Annotated in this window: 18 protein-coding genes; 14 read left to right on the plus strand and 4 right to left on the minus strand. The window is 40.8% G+C overall.

The genetic code is table 11. The annotated features are described in order from the left end of the window. Positions 1–96 precede the first annotated feature (96 nt). From ABDZ97_RS07685 to ABDZ97_RS07715, 7 genes are all read left to right on the plus strand, one after another. Positions 97–1,419: a methylmalonyl-CoA mutase family protein gene (locus tag ABDZ97_RS07685; RefSeq protein ID WP_343786187.1), complete on the plus strand. Its 1,323-nt coding sequence runs from the start codon at positions 97–99 to the stop codon at positions 1,417–1,419. After that, complete coding sequence (gene scpA, locus ABDZ97_RS07690; RefSeq protein WP_343786189.1) at positions 1,416–3,545, plus strand: methylmalonyl-CoA mutase; 2,130 nt, start codon at positions 1,416–1,418, stop codon at positions 3,543–3,545. Before ABDZ97_RS07685 ends, scpA begins: the two co-directional genes overlap by 4 nt. 103 nt (positions 3,546–3,648) lie before the next feature. Further along, positions 3,649–4,374, plus strand: coding sequence for a hypothetical protein (locus tag ABDZ97_RS07695; protein ID WP_343786191.1), 726 nt, complete (start codon positions 3,649–3,651; stop codon positions 4,372–4,374). A 78-nt stretch (positions 4,375–4,452) separates the two neighbouring features. Next, entirely contained in the window at positions 4,453–5,433 is a 981-nt protein-coding gene (locus ABDZ97_RS07700) for a DUF6340 family protein (RefSeq protein WP_343786193.1), read from the plus strand. A gap of 83 nt (positions 5,434–5,516) precedes the next feature. Next, complete coding sequence (locus ABDZ97_RS07705) at positions 5,517–7,448, plus strand: Na+/H+ antiporter NhaC family protein (protein WP_343786195.1); 1,932 nt, start codon at positions 5,517–5,519, stop codon at positions 7,446–7,448. 82 nt (positions 7,449–7,530) lie between these two features. Next, on the plus strand, positions 7,531–7,962 hold the full coding sequence (locus ABDZ97_RS07710) for an N-acetyltransferase (RefSeq protein WP_343786197.1): 432 nt from the start codon (positions 7,531–7,533) through the stop codon (positions 7,960–7,962). Further along, positions 7,959–8,576 carry a Crp/Fnr family transcriptional regulator gene (locus ABDZ97_RS07715; protein WP_343786199.1) on the plus strand — a complete coding sequence of 206 codons (618 nt, stop codon included), beginning with the start codon at positions 7,959–7,961 and terminating at the stop codon, positions 8,574–8,576. The genes ABDZ97_RS07710 and ABDZ97_RS07715 overlap by 4 nt, the downstream gene beginning before the upstream one ends. On the opposite strand, the gene ABDZ97_RS07720 is transcribed toward ABDZ97_RS07715, so the two are convergent. From ABDZ97_RS07720 to purL, 3 genes are all read right to left on the minus strand, one after another. Further along, positions 8,577–9,425, minus strand: a complete 849-nt coding sequence (locus tag ABDZ97_RS07720) for a hypothetical protein (protein WP_343786201.1) — start codon at positions 9,423–9,425, stop codon at positions 8,577–8,579. Positions 9,426–9,431: 6 nt separating this feature from the next. Continuing rightward, positions 9,432–10,229, minus strand: a complete 798-nt coding sequence (proC, locus tag ABDZ97_RS07725; RefSeq protein WP_343786204.1) for a pyrroline-5-carboxylate reductase — start codon at positions 10,227–10,229, stop codon at positions 9,432–9,434. Between the two features lie 61 nt (positions 10,230–10,290). Beyond that, positions 10,291–12,531: a phosphoribosylformylglycinamidine synthase subunit PurL gene (gene purL / locus ABDZ97_RS07730; RefSeq protein ID WP_343786206.1), complete on the minus strand. Its 2,241-nt coding sequence runs from the start codon at positions 12,529–12,531 to the stop codon at positions 10,291–10,293. A gap of 192 nt (positions 12,532–12,723) precedes the next feature. Between purL and ABDZ97_RS07735 the strand changes: the two genes are divergently transcribed. Genes ABDZ97_RS07735 through ABDZ97_RS07745 form a run of 3 tightly spaced genes read left to right on the plus strand, consistent with a single transcriptional unit; the run spans position 12,724 to position 16,582 of the window. Beyond that, positions 12,724–14,187 (plus strand): hypothetical protein, encoded by a 1,464-nt coding sequence (locus ABDZ97_RS07735; protein ID WP_343786208.1) that lies wholly within the window; start codon positions 12,724–12,726, stop codon positions 14,185–14,187. Continuing rightward, positions 14,184–14,945: an SDR family NAD(P)-dependent oxidoreductase gene (locus ABDZ97_RS07740; protein WP_343786210.1), complete on the plus strand. Its 762-nt coding sequence runs from the start codon at positions 14,184–14,186 to the stop codon at positions 14,943–14,945. The genes ABDZ97_RS07735 and ABDZ97_RS07740 overlap by 4 nt, the downstream gene beginning before the upstream one ends. A gap of 5 nt (positions 14,946–14,950) precedes the next feature. Continuing rightward, a complete protein-coding gene (locus tag ABDZ97_RS07745) occupies positions 14,951–16,582 on the plus strand; it encodes an amidohydrolase (protein WP_343786211.1) in 1,632 nt (543 codons plus the stop codon). Here ABDZ97_RS07745 and folP read toward each other — a convergent pair. Then, positions 16,551–17,405: a dihydropteroate synthase gene (gene folP / locus ABDZ97_RS07750; protein ID WP_343786213.1), complete on the minus strand. Its 855-nt coding sequence runs from the start codon at positions 17,403–17,405 to the stop codon at positions 16,551–16,553. The genes ABDZ97_RS07745 and folP overlap by 32 nt on opposite strands. A 47-nt stretch (positions 17,406–17,452) precedes the next feature. Here folP and ABDZ97_RS07755 point away from each other — a divergent pair, with 47 nt between their 5' ends. Genes ABDZ97_RS07755 through prmA form a run of 4 tightly spaced genes read left to right on the plus strand, consistent with a single transcriptional unit; the run spans position 17,453 to position 21,503 of the window. Then, a complete protein-coding gene (locus ABDZ97_RS07755; protein WP_343786215.1) occupies positions 17,453–18,001 on the plus strand; it encodes a DUF1599 domain-containing protein in 549 nt (182 codons plus the stop codon). Positions 18,002–18,013: 12 nt separating this feature from the next. Then, entirely contained in the window at positions 18,014–19,897 is a 1,884-nt protein-coding gene (locus ABDZ97_RS07760; protein ID WP_343786218.1) for a DoxX family protein, read from the plus strand. 2 nt (positions 19,898–19,899) lie between these two features. After that, positions 19,900–20,658 (plus strand): triose-phosphate isomerase, encoded by a 759-nt coding sequence (gene tpiA, locus ABDZ97_RS07765; protein ID WP_343786220.1) that lies wholly within the window; start codon positions 19,900–19,902, stop codon positions 20,656–20,658. A gap of 8 nt (positions 20,659–20,666) precedes the next feature. Then, positions 20,667–21,503, plus strand: a complete 837-nt coding sequence (gene prmA, locus ABDZ97_RS07770; RefSeq protein WP_343786222.1) for a 50S ribosomal protein L11 methyltransferase — start codon at positions 20,667–20,669, stop codon at positions 21,501–21,503. Positions 21,504–21,556 lie beyond the last annotated feature (53 nt).

Consider the following 21,556-nt stretch of genomic DNA (forward strand, 5'->3'; position numbering starts at 1 on the left):
TCCGGCACTTTTCCTTTTTTCAATTACTTCTCTGTTTAGAAGTAACTATTTTGTCGTATTCCGATCACTTTTCACTATTTTTACCCCATGGTTGATATGAAGGAATTACTACACGCTACTTTTCCTGATACGGACAGGGAGAGATGGTTGAAACAGTTGGAAAAAGACCTGAAAGGAATTGCGGTTCAGGATGCTTTGGAATTTGAAGATCCGATAGAAGAAATCGGATTCAAGTCCTACTTTCACTGGTCTGAAAAATTAGCTGATACAAAACAAACAGCTTTTAACTCAACCCGATCGTTTAAAACCAATAATGACTGGATTATTTATCAGGAAACTGCTATCCAAGATACGAAAAAAGCGAATAAAGCAATTTTAGACAATCTGATGATGGGATGTAACGGAATCGGATTTCCCTCATCTAATGATTATAGCTCTATTCTCAACGAAGTTCAATTGGAATATATCTATTCGGACTTTAACATTGCTTCCCCGGAAGAGATGAACGCTATACTGGCTCTTCTTCCGGAACAACGAGATGTCACGTTTTCATTTGACCCGCTGACAGCAGGAGAACCCGAAAAAATCGTTCCCTCATTCAGGCAATGTGCAGATATGCAAAATGTTCGAGCATTTGAAATTGATAATACAGTATTTGCTTCAGCGGGGGCAAATATCACCCAACAACTTGCAATCGTCTGTAGTCAGGTAAAGACGTATTTTGAACTATTGACTGAAGCAGGAGAAAATCCCGATCAGATTGCAGATAAATTACAGATCAAAACAGGAATTGGTTCGAACTATGTATTCGAAATTGCTAAATTCCGTGCTCTCCGGCTTTTACTGGATAATATCCTTGAAGCATACGGTGTAACCGCAGGAAAACAAATCCGTTTAAAAGCCCAGTCCCTGTTTTTAAATAAATCGCTGGAAGATCCTTATACGAATTTACTCCGCATGACAACCGAAGGAATGTCAGCAGCTATAGGTGGAGTTGATATTCTTCATTTGCAACCGTATGACACATGGTCAGAAACAGGTCCGGGATTCTTTTCCTACCGAATGGCAAATAACATCTCCAATATTCTAAAAGAAGAATCATTCTTTGATAAAGTTTCAGATGCAGCCGGAGGCACATTTGCTATCGAAGCAGCAACAGATATACTATCAGATGCAGCCTGGGAGCTTTTCCGGAAGATTGAATCCGAAGGAGGTTTTCTCAAAGCGACAGACTTCATTCATTCGGAGATAGAAAGAGTCGCTAAAACGCGAATTGAGCTTCTGAAAAATAAAACAAACAAATTGATCGGAATTAATATATTCCCAAATCCTGATGCGACTTCATTGATATGGAAAGTTCCTGCTAATTCTCCTGAACCATTGATTCTCGAATTACACAAGGAAGGAGGGGACGCATGAAGATAGATTTTACACAGCGGAAACTAAATAAAACAGCACGTTCGTCGGAAAACGAACGGAAAGAAGTATTTCAAACTGCGGAGAAAATCCCTTTAAAGAACAGATACGATTCATCAGATAATACCGAAAATTGTCAACAGGGGTATGTAAGCGGAATAGCTCCCTACCTTGGAGGCCCCTATTCTACCATGTACACAATACGTCCCTGGACCGTACGTCAGTATGCAGGGTTTTCGACAGCAGAAGAATCCAATGCCTTTTACCGAAGAAATCTGGCAGCAGGGCAAAAAGGACTTTCTGTTGCTTTTGACCTTGCTACGCATAGAGGATACGACTCTGATCACCCCCGGGTAATAGGGGATGTAGGAAAAGCCGGTGTAGCTATCGACTCGATTCTGGACATGAAAGTTCTCTTTGATCAGATTCCTCTGGATCAAATGTCCGTTTCCATGACAATGAACGGAGCAGTAATTCCGATTCTTGCTTTTTACATTGTCGCAGCCGAAGAACAAGGAATTTCTCAGGATAAACTTTCCGGTACTATTCAGAATGATATTCTGAAAGAATTCATGGTTCGTAATACGTATATTTATCCTCCTGCACCTTCGATGAAGATTATTGCGGATATTTTCGAATATACATCGAAAAACATGCCAAAATTCAATTCGATTTCGATCTCAGGATATCACATGCAGGAAGCCGGAGCAACGAACGATATTGAATTAGCTTACACACTTGCTGATGGTTTGGAATATCTTCGAACGGGTATTTCAGCAGGAATGGATGTCGATAAATTTGCTCCCCGCCTTTCTTTTTTCTGGGCAATCGGAATGAACCATTTTATGGAGATTGCCAAAATGAGAGCTGGGCGTTTATTGTGGGCTAAACTGGTTTCTCAGTTTAAACCGGAGAATCCTAAATCAATGGCGCTTAGAACACACTGTCAGACTTCAGGTTGGAGTCTAACGGAACAAGATCCATTTAACAATGTTGCAAGAACCTGTATCGAAGCATTAGGAGCAGCTTTCGGAGGAACACAATCCCTCCACACGAATGCTCTTGATGAAGCGATTGCATTACCAACAGATTTCAGCGCCCGAATAGCCCGTAATACTCAACTTTATATTCAGGAAGAAACAGGTATTACCAAAATTATTGACCCGTGGGCAGGAAGTTATTACGTTGAGAAATTAACGAATGATCTTGCCGAAAGAGCCTGGTCACTCATTCAGGAGGTAGAGGAGTTAGGTGGTATGGCGAAAGCAATTGAAACCGGAATCCCTAAAATGCGGATCGAGGAAGCAGCTGCCAGAAAACAAGCCCGTATCGACAGTGGAAAAGATATTATCGTGGGTGTGAATCGTTTCCAGTTGGAAAAAGAAGACCCTATTGATATACTTGAAGTAGACAACACAAAAGTACGCGAAGCGCAGCTTGCCCGTCTCCGTGAGTTACGGGAAAACCGTAATGAAGAGGAAGTTCAGGCAACTCTTACTAAACTGGAGGATGCAGCCAGAAACGGGAACGGAAATTTACTTGAACTGGCAATTGAATGTGCCCGTAAACGTGCTTCTTTAGGAGAGATCTCACTAGCCATGGAAAATGTATTTGGACGCTACGAAGCTAAAATACGTTCCATTAGCGGCGTTTATTCAGCAGAATCTATGAACGATGCAGACTTTGAAAAAGCCCGGTCTATGTCTAACGAATTCGCTAATCTGGAAGGTAGAAGACCACGGATCATGATCGCTAAAATGGGGCAGGACGGTCATGACAGAGGAGCAAAAATTATTGCTACCTCATTTGCGGACATTGGTTTTGACGTAGATATCGGCCCCTTATTCCAGACCCCGGCAGAAGCAGCGAAACAAGCCGTTGAAAACGACGTACACGTTTTGGGAGTTTCTTCGTTAGCTGCCGGACATAAAACACTTGTTCCTGAAGTCATTGCAGAACTAAAAAAACTGGGAAGAGAGGACATTATGGTGATAGCAGGAGGAGTAATTCCCCAACAGGACTATGACTTTCTTTTCAAGGCAGGAGTATTCGGAGTTTATGGGCCGGGAACAAAAATTTCAAAGGCAGCTCAGGAAATTCTGGACTTGTTAATTGAAAGTGCTAAATAGTTGTGTTGGGGGATTAAAATTGACCGTTAAAAATTTGTTAATCGTCAAATTCTCATTACTTTCGGCATAGTTGTTGGACAAAAACTAAGAAAAACGTATAGCTATGAGAAAATTATTGCTTTTTACTACAATGTTATTAATGGGGGCTTCCTCATTTGCACAAGAGTACGAGGAACTGTTAGTTATGTATGCTGACGGAGACTATGACAAACTTGTCAAAACAGCTGAGAGTTATACTATAAAGGACAAAACGAAAAATGACCCTGTTCCTTACTACTGGTTGGCTAAAGGTCTTTACGCCATGTCTAAGGATGCGGAGTATACATCTCAGGATAAGTACAAAAATGCTTATAAAGATGCTATTACAGCGATCGGTAAATTACAGCGTAAAGATAAAGACGGTTCTATTTACAGTCAGTACAGAGACTTCTTTTCAGAGTTCAAACTTAGTTTATATGAAGTAATTGAGAATGAAATCTCAACAGACAACTATAGTAAAGCATATAGCTGGGTTATTAAAGTTCCGAAAGTAGATGCCAATGACGTAGGATCTAAATACCTTCTTGGCGCTTGTAAATACAGAAAAGGAGACAAGTCAGGAGCAACAACAGAATGGAAAGAGGCCGACAAATTACTAGATGGAATTACTTCTGTTGAAGATTGGGTAGAAGCTGATTATAAAATGTTGGCACTGGCTCTTTCGGAAACAGCAGAATGTTATGTGGACTCCAGAAGACCGGAAATTGCTAAAGAATTAATGAATAAAGGATACAAGTGGCTGGAAGACAACGAAGAATTCAAAGCCCGATACGACGAGATTGTCAACTAAAAAATCAGTCCCGGTTTCGACCGGGATTTTTTTTGGCTCAGTATTTGTTATGCAACTGATATACCCAAAACAAGAACTATGAAAAGATTTCTACACGTATCTGTCATTATCACATTAATCCTTGTAACTACAGCCTGTAAAACATCATTCAGAATATCAGTTTTGACACCTCCTCCGATTTTACTGAACGATAGTACCCGAAAAATTCTCGTTGTTAACAACGTTACAGACGACAACAGCCCGGACAAACTTTTGGCACAAGTGCTGCAGGGTCAACAATACAATGGAAATGTCATGGCATCAGAACAAAGTGTAACCGGATTCATTCGTTCACTTGATGATTCACGCTACCTGAAAGCAATTGCCGGCGAACCAATTTCCTTGCGCAACAACGAGACAATTAACTGGCAAAGGGTTGATTCTTTATGTGCTGTAAAAGGAACGCATGCCATCGTTGAAATTGAACATTTTGACTCTCAGGCTCCGATAGGAGGTACTGTTCTTGCCAATGCCACAGGTCAGACCAATCACCCCCTGAAAGGATGGGCTTATATCAATCTATATATCGCCGGGACACACGAACATGTCGATCGACTGGATGTATACGAAGTGTACAATATGCCCATAACGGGTGGTTTAAATCCGATCGGAATGCTGAATGACGTGGTACGCAAAAGAGAATTGTACGGACACCTCGGATATAGTATCGGTTATAGAATGGGAAGCCTCTTTTATTCAAACTGGATTTGGGTGAGCCGCAGATTCTACAACAAAGGAAGTCGTACACTTCGTCATGCAAAACCTCTAATCCGAAGTGGAAACTGGAGTTTAGCGGAAAGACAATTGGAAATTAGTATTAACAGTCCTAAAAACAAAGTTGCAGGACGTTCCAAATACAATATGGCACTTGTGTATGAAGGTCAGGGAAAACTGGATGAAGCTATAGCAATGGCTGAACGCGCTGCCCTGGAACATGGAACGAAACTGGCATACGATTATATCAACACTCTGAAAAGAAGAAAGGGAATGCGTTCTACGATCGTTCTTACTCAGGATTAACAGCACAGTAAAAAAAGAGCTGCAGGCAAACAGGAGTTTATAGCATTCTTTTTATCTTGCACCGGAATCAAAAAAGAACTGCTTTGAGAGGATTTTTTACCCTTCTTTTTGTATTGGTAGTAGGTACGACCTTTGGTCAGAATACAATTGAATTTCCCCAAACCGTTATTGGAGGAGTAGAAACTCGTCTTCCGGTAACAACTTCCGATAGTTTGCTTGTCATTGGAGATCAAACCTATGCGGTGGAAACGACGGTAGATGGAAGTTCATTTATTACATATACGTTTCATCCCGGAAAAAAAGAGGACTTTTCGAAGTTTCAACATAACTCTGAACCCTCTGTCATCCCCGGTTGGTGGGCTGTTATTCCTCCCCTGATTGCAATTGCTTTGGCTTTACTGATTAAGGAAGTAATCATTTCGCTGTTTGCCGGAATTTTTATTGGAGCAGCAACATTGGGGTTTTACACGGATGGGCTATCCGGCATATTCAGCGCATTTCTTAAAGTGCTTGATCACTATATTTTAACTGCCCTGGCTGACAGCGATCACCTTTCTGTGATCCTCTTTTCTTTACTTATCGGTGCTTTAGTAGCCGTCATTTCGAAAAACGGAGGAATGAAAGGCGTTGTCAACAGAATTGTAAAATACGCTCGAACCCGAAGATCGGGAATGCTATCCACTTACTTTCTTGGAATTGCAATTTTCTTTGATGATTACGCTAATACCCTTGTTGTCGGTAACACGATGCGCTCTGTAACAGACAAATTAAGAATTTCGCGTGAAAAACTGGCTTACATCGTAGACTCAACAGCAGCACCAATAGCTGCGGTAGCTTTTGTAACGACATGGATTGGTGCCGAATTAGGTTATATTACGTCAGGAATTGATAAAATCAATGAGAATGAAGTACTAATAACTGAAGGAGCCTACTCCATATTCATGAACTCACTCACCTACTCTTTCTATCCGATACTAACACTCATTTTCATGTTTATGTTAATATGGAAACGAAAAGACTTCGGTCCGATGTATCATGCAGAAAGGGAAGCTATCGAAAACGGAGTACAATCACCAACCAATGAAGCGAACCCGGATGCGTTAGATACGGAAGAGTTTGAACCTGCTGACGAAAATAAAATACGTTCGTTTAATGCTGTCATTCCTATTATGGTTGTTGTTCTTGGAACGATTGGCGGACTTATATACACAGGAATGCTATCCTGGAAAACAACATTTATCGAATCAGGAATAAGCCTGGGGAACGGATTTTTTCACGCACTGGAAACGCATCAGGAAACATCACTTTCATTTGTTCAACGAACCGGATTAATAATCGGAGAAGCAAATTCGTATGAGGCATTACTTTGGTCATCGCTGGTAGGACTTTCCCTGGCTATTCTTTTGACCACAGCGCAAAAAATAATGAACCTCCGGGATACTATGGACGTAGTTATTTCCGGAATAAAAACCATGATCCCGGCCATTGCTATACTGGTTCTTGCCTGGTCACTTGCACACGTAACCGCAGACTTACGCACTGCTGATGTTATAAAAGATGCATTTGGAAGCACTTTTGCTCCCTGGCTGGTCCCTGGAATTACCTTTGTTCTGTCAGCGGTTATTGCATTCTCTACAGGGTCTTCCTGGTCAACCATGGCACTCGTTTACCCGATTATGATTCCTACTGCTTTTGCTATGGGACAGGAAGCTGTCGGATTCGACGGCATGGCACTTCTTTACAATACTGTAGCTTCGGTGTTAGCCGGGTCAGTCTTAGGTGATCACTGTTCACCAATTTCCGACACCACCATTCTATCCAGCCTCGCTTCTTCCTGTAATCATATCAGCCATGTACGAACCCAAATGCCTTATGCACTTACAGTAGGAGCCGTTGCTTTATTTGTCGGAATTATTCCCGGCGCATTAGGAGTCCCTTTCTATATTACATTTCCGGTAGCCATACTTATTCTGTATGCCATTATTCACTTCTTAGGAAAAAGGCATTTGGAATAACTTTTAGGGCACTCCTGCCGATCTTAACATTTGTAAAGCAGAATTTGATAATCTCCACCTAGTTTTGTAAAAAAACAGCATCATGATTATCAGACCATTTGAAAAAGGAGATGAAAAGCAAGTACTAACCATCTGGCTGGAAGCATCCATCATTGCACACGACTTTATCCCCGCAGAATACTGGAAGGAAAAAGTAAATGATATGCGGGATATTTATCTCCCTTCCAGTAAGACTTATGTTTACAGCCAGGCGGAAGAAGTTAAAGGATTTCTTTCGTTAGTAGATAATTACATAGCAGCACTGTTTGTTTCTCCTAAAGAACAGGGAAAAGGAATTGGGAAAGAGTTAATGAAATTCGCAAAAAACTTATTTCCAGTGTTAGAATTGGGTGTTTACTCAAAAAATGAAAATTCCGTTGCTTTTTATAAAAAACAAGATTTTCAGGTAATCAATGAAAAAGTAGATGAACCTACAGGTCACCGAGAATTGGTAATGCGATATACAGTCTTATGAAAAACTTTCACTCAACTGATCTCCCTCTCTCCCACTTACTGGTTGACGATGATTACAAACGTATAAAAACTACGTTAAAAGAAATACAATTACCCAAGGGTGATACGCTCATGAATCAGAAAGAAGGCATTACAAAAGCATATCTGATCAAAAAGGGGATAATCCGCTCTTTTGTGCACAAAGGAGAGAAAGAAATCACATTTGAATTTGCAAGAGAAAAAGATATTGTCAGCTCAGGATATGGGTATTACTTCGCACAAAAAGGATATGAAAAGTATCAGTTACTGGAAGATTGCATACTTTATGAAATTGATCTGGATAAGATGAAAAAATTATACGCAGACCATATTTCTATCTGTAACTGGGCTCGCTCTATTACTGAATACAATGCTATTCGCACACAAAAAAGACTTACGGATTTGTTGTTTATGACTCCGGAAGAACGTTATACAGATTTATTAGTACACGATAAAGAACTTCTGCAGCGCGTCCCGTTAAAAGATATTGCAGGTTTCATAGGCATCTCTCCGATTTCTCTCAGTAGAATACGAGCAAGAATAACACCGGAATCCCTTCAACAGGAATACCAATATGATTCTGACCCCAAGGTGTAGTTACCCCTCAATAAACTCATAATCTTTCACCTCATCAAAACGTTTATAACACTCCTCCAATGAGAAGTGCGTCAACACCGATTCTACAGAAACTTCAGGAAGTGCTTCCTCTGCTAAACCGTTTTTTACAAAAATAAAATTGAAGCCTAATTCATTGGCTCCTACAAGCCGATACCCCTTCTTACGTGCCAGACTCACCATTGCAACCGGAGAAGCGCCATGATAGACAGGATGTTTTCCCGGATACACATATTCTTTATCGTAGGGAACAACAATATTTCTCATCCCAAACTCAACATGAGTTTCAATCACAACAACCTGAGGTTGTACGACTTCCAATGCATCCCAGACCCAATAATCATTCCCGTCAATATCAACAGACAATAATCCGATCTCACCTTCAAGTCCTGCTTTTTCAACCAGTTGATTAATATTTTCACGTTGCACTTTTGCACAAACGAATACCGGTTTGGAGCCCCATGGGTGCGGATATTTACCGTAAAAGTGATTCCCTCTTTCTATTGCTTTGGAATTCCCGTCTATAAAAACGCCATGCCAACCGAAATTCAAAGCCAGATTTGCACAATTACTATTGATTCCATCATCTGACCCGATTTCAATGAATGTTTTGTTTGTCATCCCTATAGCAGCAAAGATATACAGTAGAAGTCCATCTTCCTCGAACTGGGAAAAAGCTCTGAATCCGGTATCTTTTAAGGCTACATACTCGCCTTTGGCTATCGCTGATCTGTGATTCAGATACAGGGTTCGTTGTGCAACCTGTGTCGCTGCATTAAACCGGTTTCTCACCTTCAGGATAGAAAAATGTTTCTTTAGCCAGTGTTTCACGCTGTATTAATTTCGTTCAATATTTTTGTAGGAAGCTACAATACCTTTTATGAGACTGCTACTAAATCCGGAGTGTTCCATTTCATTCAGCCCCTCAATAGTACAACCTTTTGGTGTAGTTACCAAATCAATCGCCGCCTCAGGATGATAATTATTTTCCATAATTAACCTTGCCGCTCCATAAACGGTATGATTAACGATCTGATTCGCTGTTTTGGAATCAAACCCAATCTGTACTCCCCCCTGCACCATGGCACGCATAAATCGCAAGACAAAGGCAATACCACAAGCTCCCAGGATAGTCGCCGCTTCCATAAGGTTTTCTGGAATGTGTACATTTTCTCCTAATACGTGGAATATTTTATCGACAAAAATCTTTTGATCCTCATTCAACTCATCTAATGTCAAACAAGTAAGAGAAGCCTGTACCTCTGCCCCAATATTCGGCATAGCACGAGCCACCCTGGGTTTTCCCCCTGAAAAATCTTTTAATTCAGCTAAGGTCACACCGGTAGCCACAGATATGATAATATGATTTTCGGTAAGTACGTCCTGTAAATCTTCCAGTACCTGTTGTATATTGTAGGGCTTGACGGCAAGGATCAGTACATCAGACTGTTTCGCCACCGCTTTATTATCCGAAGAAACAGTAAGTCCTTTATCCGCAAGATCCTGCAATGAAGCACTATTTCTTCGCGTTACAAACAAATCTCCCGGGGCTACTGTCTGATTATCCAGTAATCCATTTACCAGTGCTCTTCCCAGATTTCCTGTTCCTATAATTGCAATCTTCTTATTTTCCATCTTTTCTTTAGAAACAGAAAAGCCACCTCTTTCGGTGGCTTTTCAAATGTTATACGATTCATCAGGACTCAAGCTGTAATCCTAAGGCGTTATCATAAATATCTTTTACTTCGTGAATAAATCCGTAATGCTCATCATCCACGACCATCTTACCTTTTGTAACGTGTCCTAATAATAAATAAGGTACTTTACTCTGAATCATGAATTCAATAAATTCACTTTCCTGATCTTCCGAAACAGAAACGACAACTCTCGACTGAGCTTCCCCGAAAAGGAAGGCATCTTCACGTATTTCAGAATCCGTTACAATATCAAACCCTAGACCTCTTGGCATTGACATTTCCACAAGTGTTACAAACAAACCTCCGTCTGCACAATCATGTACTGCGTTTACTAATTCTCCCTGAATCAATCCTTTTACAGCCTCCTGAAGTTCGAATTCTTTTTCCAGGTCAAAATGAGGAGCCGGAGAAGCTTCAATTTTATGGAAAGAAGCAAGGTATTCAGAAGAAGCAATATCATTTACTGTTTCTCCAAGAATAAAGACCAAATCTCCTTTTGACTTAAAGTCAAGTGTCATAACTTTCGTCTTATCAGGAACAATTCCCAACATTCCGATAGTCGGTGTAGGGAACACCGGAACTTCTTTACCTCCAATAACTGACTGATTATAGAAAGAAACGTTTCCTCCTGTAACCGGTGTCTCAAACTTCAAACAAGCCTTCGACATACCTTTAATCGCACCAACAAACTGCCAGTAGGACTCGGGATTGTACGGATTTCCAAAGTTCAGACAATTCGTTATTGCACTTGGAATACCTCCAGAACAAACAATATTACGTGCAGCCTCTGATACTGCAATAGCTGTTCCTGTTTCCGGATCTGCATGTACATATCGGGAATTACAGTCAACTGTCATCGCCAAAGCTTTATCCGTACCTTTCACGTTAACAATTCCGGCATCCGAAGGACGATTGGTTGTCATTGTACGTGTTCCAACCATTGAATCATACTGTTCGTAAACCCAACGCTTAGAAGCAATATTCGGATTGCCCAACAAATGCATCGCAACCTGCTTCAAATCTTCCGGCTCCGGTACATCATCGATAGAAAACTTCTTGTACTCTTCGAAATAAGCAGGTTCCTTATACTCTCTCTGGTATACAGGTGCACCTCCACCAAGAACTAATGATTCCGCAGGAACATCTCCTACAAGCTCATCGTTCATGAAATAGCGTACACGACCGGATTCAGTAACCACACCAATCTCCTCAGCATGCAAATCCCACTTATCAAATATATCTTTAACGATTTGTTCTTTTCCTTTTTGAACCACAACAAGCATACGCTCTTGCGACTCAGACAACAGAATCTCAAAAGGAAGCATATTTTCCTGACGTGTCGGAACGCGATCCAGGTGAATATCCATTCCCACACCACCTCCGGCACTCATCTCACAAGTAGAGCAGGTTATTCCGGCAGCTCCCATATCCTGCATACCAACAACGGCGTCCGTTTTAGCTAACTCCATTGTAGCTTCCAACAATAGTTTCTCCTGGAAGGGATCTCCCACCTGTACTGATGGTAAATCTTCTGCTGACTCTTCTGTAATATCTTTCGATGCAAATGCCGCTCCTGCAATTCCGTCTTTTCCGGTTGCCGAACCAACAATATAAACCGGATTACCTGGTCCTTTTGCTTTCGCTGAAATCATTTTTCCTGCTTCTACAATACCAGCAGAGAAAGCATTTACCAATGGATTCTGATTGTATGATTTATCGAAGAATACCTCTCCGCCTACAATCGGAATACCAAAAGCATTTCCGTAATCACCAATTCCTTTTACAACACCTTTCACCAACCATTTTGTACGGTCTTCATGAATATCACCAAAACGAAGTGAGTTCAACTGTGCGATCGGGCGTGCTCCCATGGTGAAAATATCACGGTTAATTCCTCCGACACCTGTTGCTGCTCCCTGGTAGGGTTCAATCGCTGAAGGGTGATTATGAGACTCTATCTTAAAAGCACAACCAAGACCATCCCCGATATCTACAAGTCCGGCATTCTCCTCACCTGCTTTCACCAAAAGGTGGGGGCCGTCTTTAGGCAGCTGCTTCAACCAGTAGATTGAATTCTTGTACGAACAGTGCTCTGACCACATCACAGAGTAAACACTTGTTTCAGTAAAATTCGGTGTTCTCCCCAGAATTTCCTTTATCATTTCAAACTCTTCAGGTCGCAACCCCAGTTCTACTGCTTGTTCAACAGTCGCTAATGCTTGATTTGTTGTGCTTTCCATAATTCTTTTAAATGCGTGACAAAAATAGTAATAATTCTTTAAACCCTTCGCATAAAACACCCCTACCCCGACAGGTTTTTAACAAGAATTCAACGATGATCTTATAACTTCCTGATAAACGCTAACGGAAGTCCGTTTCAAGGTTATTACGTATATTCGCATCAAACTTAGTAAACAGGTAATTAACTACCTATGGAATATCTGATACCTTTCGCATATTTCTCGGTTCTGATTCTTCTACTGAAAAACTGGAAATGGATGAAATCTCCGTTTCTGAACGGATGGTCTATCCCTCTTTTTTTTACACTTCATACAATTGCTTCACTATTTCTGTTCCACTCCGACATTGCGTACCTTGGTGACTCACCGGTTTTTCTGAGAGAATCAAAAATTCTTGCGAGTGTATTTTACACGCATCCCGGAGATTATTTCAGACTATTGACAGGAATAGGGGAAAATCAGGAAATTATCTATAGTTATCTACGTGAAACGATTCACTGGACACAACAACCGGATAATGTATTCAATGATTCAAAAAATCTGATGCGCTTCAACAGTGTTTTGCAGTTATTCTCTTTCGGCAATGACTATGCGAATCTGATTCTGGTCAACTTTATTTCCATCATCGGACTGAACGGAGCCTATCAGGCATTCCGAGCAATCATCCGGCAGCATTCGCTATTCTTCGAGGGACTATTTTTTCTCCTTCCTTCTTTTATACTCTGGACGTCAGCTATACTAAAAGAGCCCTACATGATTTTAGGGTTCGGATTGTTTCTTTACGGGTGGCTGGAGAAAGGAGAAAACACAAAACAAAGATGGGGAACACTATTAACCGGTGTACTCTTCCTGCTTGCAATTAAGCCATATGTATTACTTTGTTTGATTCCTGCTGTAATTGCAAAATTCATATATGAGATCAGTACTAAGCGAAAACTTTTTTATGCCTTAGGAACCGTTCTACTCATTGCTATCCTCGGATGGGCTGCTACACTTTTACTTCCTCGTAATTTAACCTTTATGATTTCGAAAAAACAACATAATTTTCTAAATCTGACAGAGGGAGGAATATGGATTCTTACAGACAGTGGAATGGTCAGAGTTCCCAAAACCGAAGAACACAAATTCACTTTTTTTATCGAACATAGTAATCGCTATGGTTACCTGAACGAACCTACGGTTGGAGAAACAAGGCGGGACGGAGAGATCCCCCGTGAAGTACAATTGGTTCCAGACTCGACAAAATTGTACATTTTTCACCTCTTAGAACCCAGTGGTAGCCGAATAAATATCACTCCTATCAATCAATCCCACCTCCAACTTATACAAAACATTCCACAAGCCTTGTTTAACGCACTTTTACGCCCACTTCCGAAAGACCCTCCTGATAAAAAGGAGAAATGGTATTTTATTTTCGAGAACATTTTCCTCTACGCTCTTATTGCGTTTGCTCTATTCAAAAATACAGGAAAAATACAGGAAGAACATAAAAGTTCAATTCTGGGCTTCACCATTTTCATACTCTCGATAAGCCTTCTGATTGGCTGGATCACTCCCGTCATAGGGGCTATCATCCGATATAAATTACCGGTTGTCATTGCGCTGATTGGAACAGGCTGGTTACTTTTGTATAAAAATCAAGTCACTGAACGATGAAAAAGACAATCTTTATTACAGGTGCAACAGCAGGGTTTGGAGAAGCAATTGCTCGTACTTTTGCAGCCAAAGGATGGAACCTCATCCTTACTGGAAGACGAAAAGAACGCCTGGACAAACTGAAAGAAGAACTCTCCGGACAAGCCGGTGAAATTTATTGTCTGACTTTTGATGTTCAGGATTACATTTCCTGCCAAAATGCTATTTATACTTTACCCGAAAAAGTACTCGAATCTATTGATGTATTGGTGAATAATGCCGGACTTGCCGCAGGAAGATCTTCTATCGATCAGGGAGATTTGAATGACTGGGATACAATGATTGACACGAACATTAAAGGCGTACTCTACGTATCCAAATTAATCATTCCGTTCCTGAAGAAAAAAGAAAGTGGTCATATCATCAACCTCGGGTCAATTGCCGGTAAAGAAGTTTATCCATCAGGGAATGTCTATTGTGCTACCAAACACGCCGTGGACGCTCTTTCAAGATCTATGCGAATAGACTTACTTCCATTCAACATAAAAGTAACCAACATAGCTCCCGGAGCAGCAGAAACAGAATTTTCTCTTGTGCGCTTTAAGGGAGATGAAAAACAGGCTAAAGAAGTGTACAATGGTTTTACACCTCTTTTCGCCCAGGACATTGCTGACACCGTGGATTTTGTCGTAAGCCGCCCCGCTCATGTTACGATCAATGACCTGCTGATTATGCCAACGGCACAAGCCAATGCAACACAATTTCACAAAGAAATCTAAGTATCATGAAATTACTGTTCCCTTTTCTTTTTAGTATTCTTTTCCTTGTTTCTTCTTGCTTTAAAGGAGAAAAAGCTGACCTTATTATTCACAATGCCCAGATTTACAGCCTCAATCTGCACGGAGACGTTTTTGAAGCAATGGCTATCAAAAATGGGAAAATCATCGAATTGGGACCGGAACGTGAGATACTGAATAAGTACAGAGGCACCACTTTAAATGCAGAAAAAAGGGAAATCTATCCCGGTTTTTATGATGCCCACGCACATATTTTTGGACTCGCTCAGAAAAAATTAAACTGTGACTTGACCGGAAGCCGTTCACTTTCAGAAATTATCAGTCGACTGGAACGTTTTGAAGCACAGAACGGTTCTGATTTCATCATCGGAAAAGGATGGGATCAATCCTTGTGGAGCAATAACGAATTACCGGACAATAGTGAACTCAATGAAATTTTTCCTGACAAACCTGTTGTTCTTTTTCGCATAGACGGGCATGCTGTACTGGCAAACAACGCAGCTCTTCAGAAAGCAGGAATAATTACTGCTCAACCGGTAGAGGGCGGAGAAATAATTATCAATGAAGAAGGCTTGTTAACCGGTATACTCCTTGACAATGCCATTGATCTAATTCGCCCGATTTTACCCGGATTATCAACAGAAAAACTAAAAGAAGCCTTACTGGAATCGCAGGAAGAATTACTTCAATACGGAATCACCAACATCCACGAAGCCGGGATCAGTCTAAACGATCTTGAACTTCTTCAGGAATTGGAAGAAGAAGGGAAATTAAAAATTTCCATCTACGCCATGTTATTTCCAAATGAAAGAGAAATGGAGTTTGCGAAAACAACAGGTGTATTGAAAACAGATCACCTGCATGTACGGTCTTTTAAAATCATTGGCGACGGAGCACTTGGGTCACGGGGGGCCTGTCTCACCCACCCCTACTCGGACGCACCACATACACATGGGTTCCTCGTGCAATCAATCCGGGAAATAAAAGCCATTGCCGAACAGGCGAAAGAGATGGGTTACCAACTGAACGTTCATTGCATCGGGGATTCCACCAACAGAAGTGTTTTGAATACAATGAACGAAGTGATTGGCGACAGCAAAGACCTGAGATGGAGAATAGAACACGCACAAATTGTTCAACCGGAAGACATTCCCTTATTCAAAAAAGGCGGTATCATTCCCTCTGTACAACCTACTCATGCCGTATCAGACATGCGCTTTGTAAGAGATCGAATTGGAGAAAAAAGAGAAAAATGGTCGTATGCTTACCGGTCTTTGCTTTCTGTAAATGGGATACTGGCATTAGGAACCGATTTCCCCGTTGAAGACGTTAATCCCTTTGCTACAATTGAAGCTTCTGTAAACCGAAAAAATCTGGCAGGAGAACCACTGGACGGCTACCTGAAAGACGAAAGCCTTACACTGGAGCAAACCCTGAGAGGAATGACTATCTGGGCAGCAATGGCAGCTTTTGAAGACAACGAACAAGGTTCTCTAGAACCTTACAAGGACGCTACTTTCACGATACTGCACAACCCGATTAGTGAAGCGGTTTCTTTTGGCAACAACTACGCCAAAGAAGTATTTATCAAAGGGACATCCGTTTATCGGTTTGATTAAACGACTGTAGCTTCAAAACAATCTCTCTCGCCTCGACAGCTTCTTTTACGTCGTGTACGCGAAGAATATCAGCTCCTTTTAACAAGGCTATTGTATTCACCACAGTTGTTCCATTTAGGGCTTGATCTGCATTCATCTGGAGTAGTTTATGAATCATAGTTTTCCTACTCACCCCTACAAATAAGGGTCTATTCAGTTTTTTGAGTAACTCCAATCCGTTCAGCAACTCATAATTCTGCTCCAAAGTCTTACTAAACCCAAACCCCGGATCTATGATAACATCAACAAGTCCTTCTCGTCGCAATTGCTCCGTTTTCATTTGCAATTCACAAAACACCTCCGCAGTCACACTGCCATACTCAGCGTTTTTCATAATATCTGTCGGAGTACCACGCATGTGCATCAAAACATAAGGCACTTTCTCGTCGGCACACAACCCGATCAACCTTCCTTCTGCTCCAAAGGAGATATCATTGATAATAGAAACTCCCTCATCCAAAACAGCCCTCCCGACTGTATACCGGAAGGTGTCCGCACTCATCACAATTTTAGAAAATCGTTTGTTCAATTCTCTGACAACCGGAACCAGCCTGTCGATTTCAGTCTTTTCATCCACTTCCCCGGCTCCGGGACGCGTCGAAAATCCTCCCAGATCAATTATATCTGCACCTTCTTGCAACATCTTTTCAACCGACTGAACAACAGCATCAATAGTCTGCTTCCTACTTCCCTCAAAAAAAGAATCCGGGGTCAGGTTTACAACCCCCATAATTTTAGGTTTGTCGAATGTTATAATATTACCTCTGCAATTAATACTCCTCATTATCTGAAAATGTTTATCTTCACCTTTGAAAAACGGAAATTACAAAAATGCACAATACTACTGAGCAATATACCCGCGTGATTGAGAAATCCAGGGAAATTTTTGCCAAAAAGACAAAGGACTACGGTACAGCATGGCGAATTCTCAGAACCAGTTCTCTCACAGATCAGATTTTCATTAAAGCACAACGGATTCGTACGATTCAGGAAACAGGTACTAATAAAGTAGGCGAATCTATTGAAGATGAATTCATCGCAATTGTCAATTATTGTGTAATGGCATTAATTCAGGTCGATAAAGGCAATGAATTGTCGATTGACCTTACTGCAATGGAAGCTCTTGAACTCTATGATCATTACATAGATGCTGCTATGCAGTTGATGGAAAAGAAAAATCATGATTACGGTGAAGCATGGCGGGATATGCGTATTTCCTCTCTAACAGACATGATTTTAATGAAAATCCTTCGTGTAAAGCAAATTGAGGACAATAGTGGTAAAACCATAATTTCCGAAGGAATCGACGCAAATTACTATGACATGTTGAATTATGCCGTTTTTGCATTAATTCACATCGGAGAACAAAAGAATGACTAAAAAACGATACGTATGAGACTACGACCCAATAAATCTGCAAAATTGCTTATTGAAGGGCGTTCCCTTCCTGTTAACATTGGCCTAATTTTACTCAATATCCTTGGACTGGTATTTCTCGCCATGGGCTATCACCCTGCTCATGAAAGTACCCAATGGTTAATCCCCACAGGATACATTGTATTCATCGGTTCATTTGCCGGGCTTTTTGCGTTGAAAGGTCTGTACCTGATGTCGTATGTTGCCCGGGCTTTTGTAGGAGGTTTATTTATTGTTTCAGGTCTTGTAAAAGCCAATGACCCGAAAGGGTTTGCCTATAAGCTGGAGGAATATTTTGAAGATGGTGCATTAGCATATCGTGTTAGAGATTTATTGGGATGGGATAGCTTTACCCTTGAAGGGTTCATCGAATACGCACTTATTCTTTCTGTGATTATCTGTGTAGTCGAGATTGTTCTGGGAATTATGGTTATTCTGGGAGCCCGCATTAAGCTCGCGGCCTGGTTACTTTTGGGAATGATGTTGTTTTTCACAGCACTAACCTGGCACACCAAAGAATGTAACCCGGCAGATACATTTACGAAAAAAATGGAGTTTGCAACCGACTCCCCTCAGGCAATAGATTACATAGCTAAGACGGAAACACGTGAAGACCTTACCATCCTCTCTAATAAAAACGGAAAAGTTGTAGTTGCCGAAACAAGAACGGTTCAATGTGTAACCGATTGCGGATGTTTTGGTGATGCACTAAAAGGTTCTGTTGGCAGGTCATTGACACCACAGGAATCTTTCTGGAAAGACATCGTGGTTGGCTATTTTGTCCTTATCATTTTTATCATGCAATTCTCTCTACTTAAAAACACAAAAAGAGATAGCATTGTACTCAGTGTTACTGCAATGGCAGTTGTCGTATTTTTCTCCTGGGTATTCGGTTGGTATTTCCCAATTCTATTTGCATTCATCACACTACTAGGTTCGATGTGGATCAGAAGAAGTGGTGGCAAATACCTTGGGAATGATTGGGGAGCAATTCTCTTCTCTACTGTTATTACGGTGATCCTTGTCATTTACGTCCTACTATATCTTCCTTTAAAGGATTACAGACCTTATGCTGTCGGTAGTAATCTTATAGAAAAAATGAATGATGGTATTGATGGGGTTGTAGAAAACACTTTTGATTATAAAAATGTAACAACAGGAGAAATCAAAAAAATGACCAATGAGGAGTATATGACTTCTAAAATATGGGAAGACCAGAATTGGGCATTTGATACGATGACCGCTAATGTAATTGTAGAGCCATTACTGCCTTCTATTACGGAACAGTTTGGTCCTACTCTTGATGTTTCCCAGCTTTCCGAATACGACAAACAATTACCTGTTATTGCGGAACTACTTAAAGACAGCTACATAAAGGCAGTTGTCATGACAAGCGATGTTTATGGAATTTCGGATACAATACCGGAAACAGAATTCTTTGCCGAGGAATATGACTCTACATTTGTTCAATCCTCAGCGGTTGTAATTGACCCGGAACTTGGTGAAGTAAAAGTGATTGATTTGATTCTCAACGCCCCTTCAATTTTCATTTTATCTGTTGAAGATATTAAGAATGCCGATTGGAGTTCTTTGGACGAGATCAAGAAAATTGCTGAAAAAGCAAAAGAAAATAACATTCCTTTCATTATGATCTGCGGTTCGGTAAAATCAGAGATTGATGAATTCCGAAAAACAAATGCATTTGATGTGGCAGCATTTACAAACGACCGTATCGAATTAAAAGCGGTTTGCCGTTCGAACCCGGGATTATTACTGATCCAAAACGCTGTTGTCAAAGCTAAATATCCACACAGAGGACTTCCGTCATTTGAAACCATTAAGAAAAACTACTTGAAGTAATTATGAGAAAAAAAACAGTAGCCGGAAACTGGAAAATGAATCTGAACAAAGACGAAGCGGTTCGTCTGTTCGGAGAAATTGAATTGCGCAGTGAAGATGTTCAGGATGAAGTAAACCTGATGGTCTTTCCCGGACACATTTATTTAGATGCACTTTTGACAGCCCGCAGTTACAGTTCCCGCATTCTTATTGGGGCTCAAAACTTCCATCCGGCAGAGAAAGGTGCTTATACAGGCGAAAGTTCTGTAGCGCAGTTAAAACAACTTGGCGTCGATGCTGTTTTGATAGGACACTCTGAAAGAAGAGAATATTTTGGTGAGTCCCACGCTTTTCTGAAAGAGAAAGTAAATGCAGCTATTTCTCATGATCTTATTCCAGTATTCTGCTGCGGAGAACCTTTGGAGATCAGAGAAAAAGGAGAACAGGAAGAATATGTACAGCGACAACTGGAAGAAAGTTTGTTTCATTTACCTGTAACGGATTTTGCAAAAGTCGTTATAGCTTATGAGCCAATATGGGCTATTGGAACAGGAAAAACAGCAACAAAAGAACAGGCGGAAGATATGCACAGTTTTATTCGCTCACTAGTTCAGCTGAAGTATCGTCAGGATACTTCCGATAGAACGACTATTCTTTATGGCGGAAGTTGTAATCCTTCAAATGCCGAAGAGTTATTTTCGATGCCAAATGTTGATGGTGGATTAATTGGTGGGGCTTCTCTTAAAGCAGAAGACTTTCTTCAAATTGCCCGAAAACGATAAACAGACAGATGAATTATATTGAATTCGACATCCGGTTGACCCCAAAAACTCCCTGGTCAGAAATTATTGTAGCCGAGTTAGCAGAACTGGGATGTGACAGTTTTGTGGATACCGAATATGGCGTTAAAGCATATGCTCCGGAAGATCAAATTCATGTAGAAGAGGTCCGGCAATTAGCTGTTTTTCAAAATGAAGTTGAAGAAGTCAAAGCAGAGCTCCTGATCAACACAATTGAAGAACAAAACTGGAACGCAGCCTGGGAATCGGATTTTGAACCGGTTTTTGTAGAAGAACAGCTGGCAATCCTCGCTCCTTTTCATGATGCATCACTGGAAAAAGAACTTACGGTATATATCGAACCTAAAATGTCATTCGGTACCGGTCATCATCAAACCACCTGGATGATGTGTAAAGCTTTGATGGACATGAAATCAGTTCCTTCAGAAATACTCGATATGGGTTCAGGAACCGGCGTTTTAGCTATAGTAGCCGAAAAACTGGGAGGAAAAAAAATTCTGGCTATTGACATTGAAGACTGGGCATACGAAAATGCGATTGACAATAGCTCACGAAATAACTGTCATGAGATAACACCTCTGAAAGGAAATGTTGATCTGATTAACGGGAAATATTTTAACCTGATTCTTGCCAACATCAATAAAAATGTACTAACTGCTCATATGCAGCATTATGCCGAGAGCCTGAACGAGGGCGGCAAACTTTTTCTCAGCGGATTTTTTGTTTCAGACGCTGAAGATTTAAAACAGTGTGCTACAGAAAACGGGCTTACGTATAAAGGGATGCTCTCCAGAGATAATTGGGCATGTCTTGAGTTTATAAAATAAGTTGGTCAGATATCTATTTCTGACGGACACTTGAATTATGTAAAAAATTGCAG

The sequence above is a fragment of the Wandonia haliotis genome (genome assembly GCF_039523435.1).
Classification (GTDB): Bacteria; Bacteroidota; Bacteroidia; order Flavobacteriales_D; family Crocinitomicaceae; genus Wandonia; species Wandonia haliotis.

Coding starts and splice junctions, on each gene's coding strand:
- prmA (WP_343786222.1), top strand. CDS start 20,667: ATGAATTATATTGAATTCGACATCCGGTTGACCCCAAAAACTCCCTGG.
- ABDZ97_RS07710 (WP_343786197.1), top strand. CDS start 7,531: ATGATTATCAGACCATTTGAAAAAGGAGATGAAAAGCAAGTACTAACC.
- ABDZ97_RS07740 (WP_343786210.1), top strand. CDS start 14,184: ATGAAAAAGACAATCTTTATTACAGGTGCAACAGCAGGGTTTGGAGAA.
- ABDZ97_RS07685 (WP_343786187.1), top strand. CDS start 97: ATGAAGGAATTACTACACGCTACTTTTCCTGATACGGACAGGGAGAGA.
- ABDZ97_RS07700 (WP_343786193.1), top strand. CDS start 4,453: ATGAAAAGATTTCTACACGTATCTGTCATTATCACATTAATCCTTGTA.
- ABDZ97_RS07715 (WP_343786199.1), top strand. CDS start 7,959: ATGAAAAACTTTCACTCAACTGATCTCCCTCTCTCCCACTTACTGGTT.
- scpA (WP_343786189.1), top strand. CDS start 1,416: ATGAAGATAGATTTTACACAGCGGAAACTAAATAAAACAGCACGTTCG.
- proC (WP_343786204.1), bottom strand. CDS start 10,229: ATGGAAAATAAGAAGATTGCAATTATAGGAACAGGAAATCTGGGAAGA.
- ABDZ97_RS07760 (WP_343786218.1), top strand. CDS start 18,014: ATGAGACTACGACCCAATAAATCTGCAAAATTGCTTATTGAAGGGCGT.
- ABDZ97_RS07695 (WP_343786191.1), top strand. CDS start 3,649: ATGAGAAAATTATTGCTTTTTACTACAATGTTATTAATGGGGGCTTCC.
- ABDZ97_RS07745 (WP_343786211.1), top strand. CDS start 14,951: ATGAAATTACTGTTCCCTTTTCTTTTTAGTATTCTTTTCCTTGTTTCT.
- tpiA (WP_343786220.1), top strand. CDS start 19,900: ATGAGAAAAAAAACAGTAGCCGGAAACTGGAAAATGAATCTGAACAAA.
- ABDZ97_RS07735 (WP_343786208.1), top strand. CDS start 12,724: ATGGAATATCTGATACCTTTCGCATATTTCTCGGTTCTGATTCTTCTA.
- purL (WP_343786206.1), bottom strand. CDS start 12,531: ATGGAAAGCACAACAAATCAAGCATTAGCGACTGTTGAACAAGCAGTA.
- folP (WP_343786213.1), bottom strand. CDS start 17,405: ATGAGGAGTATTAATTGCAGAGGTAATATTATAACATTCGACAAACCT.
- ABDZ97_RS07755 (WP_343786215.1), top strand. CDS start 17,453: ATGCACAATACTACTGAGCAATATACCCGCGTGATTGAGAAATCCAGG.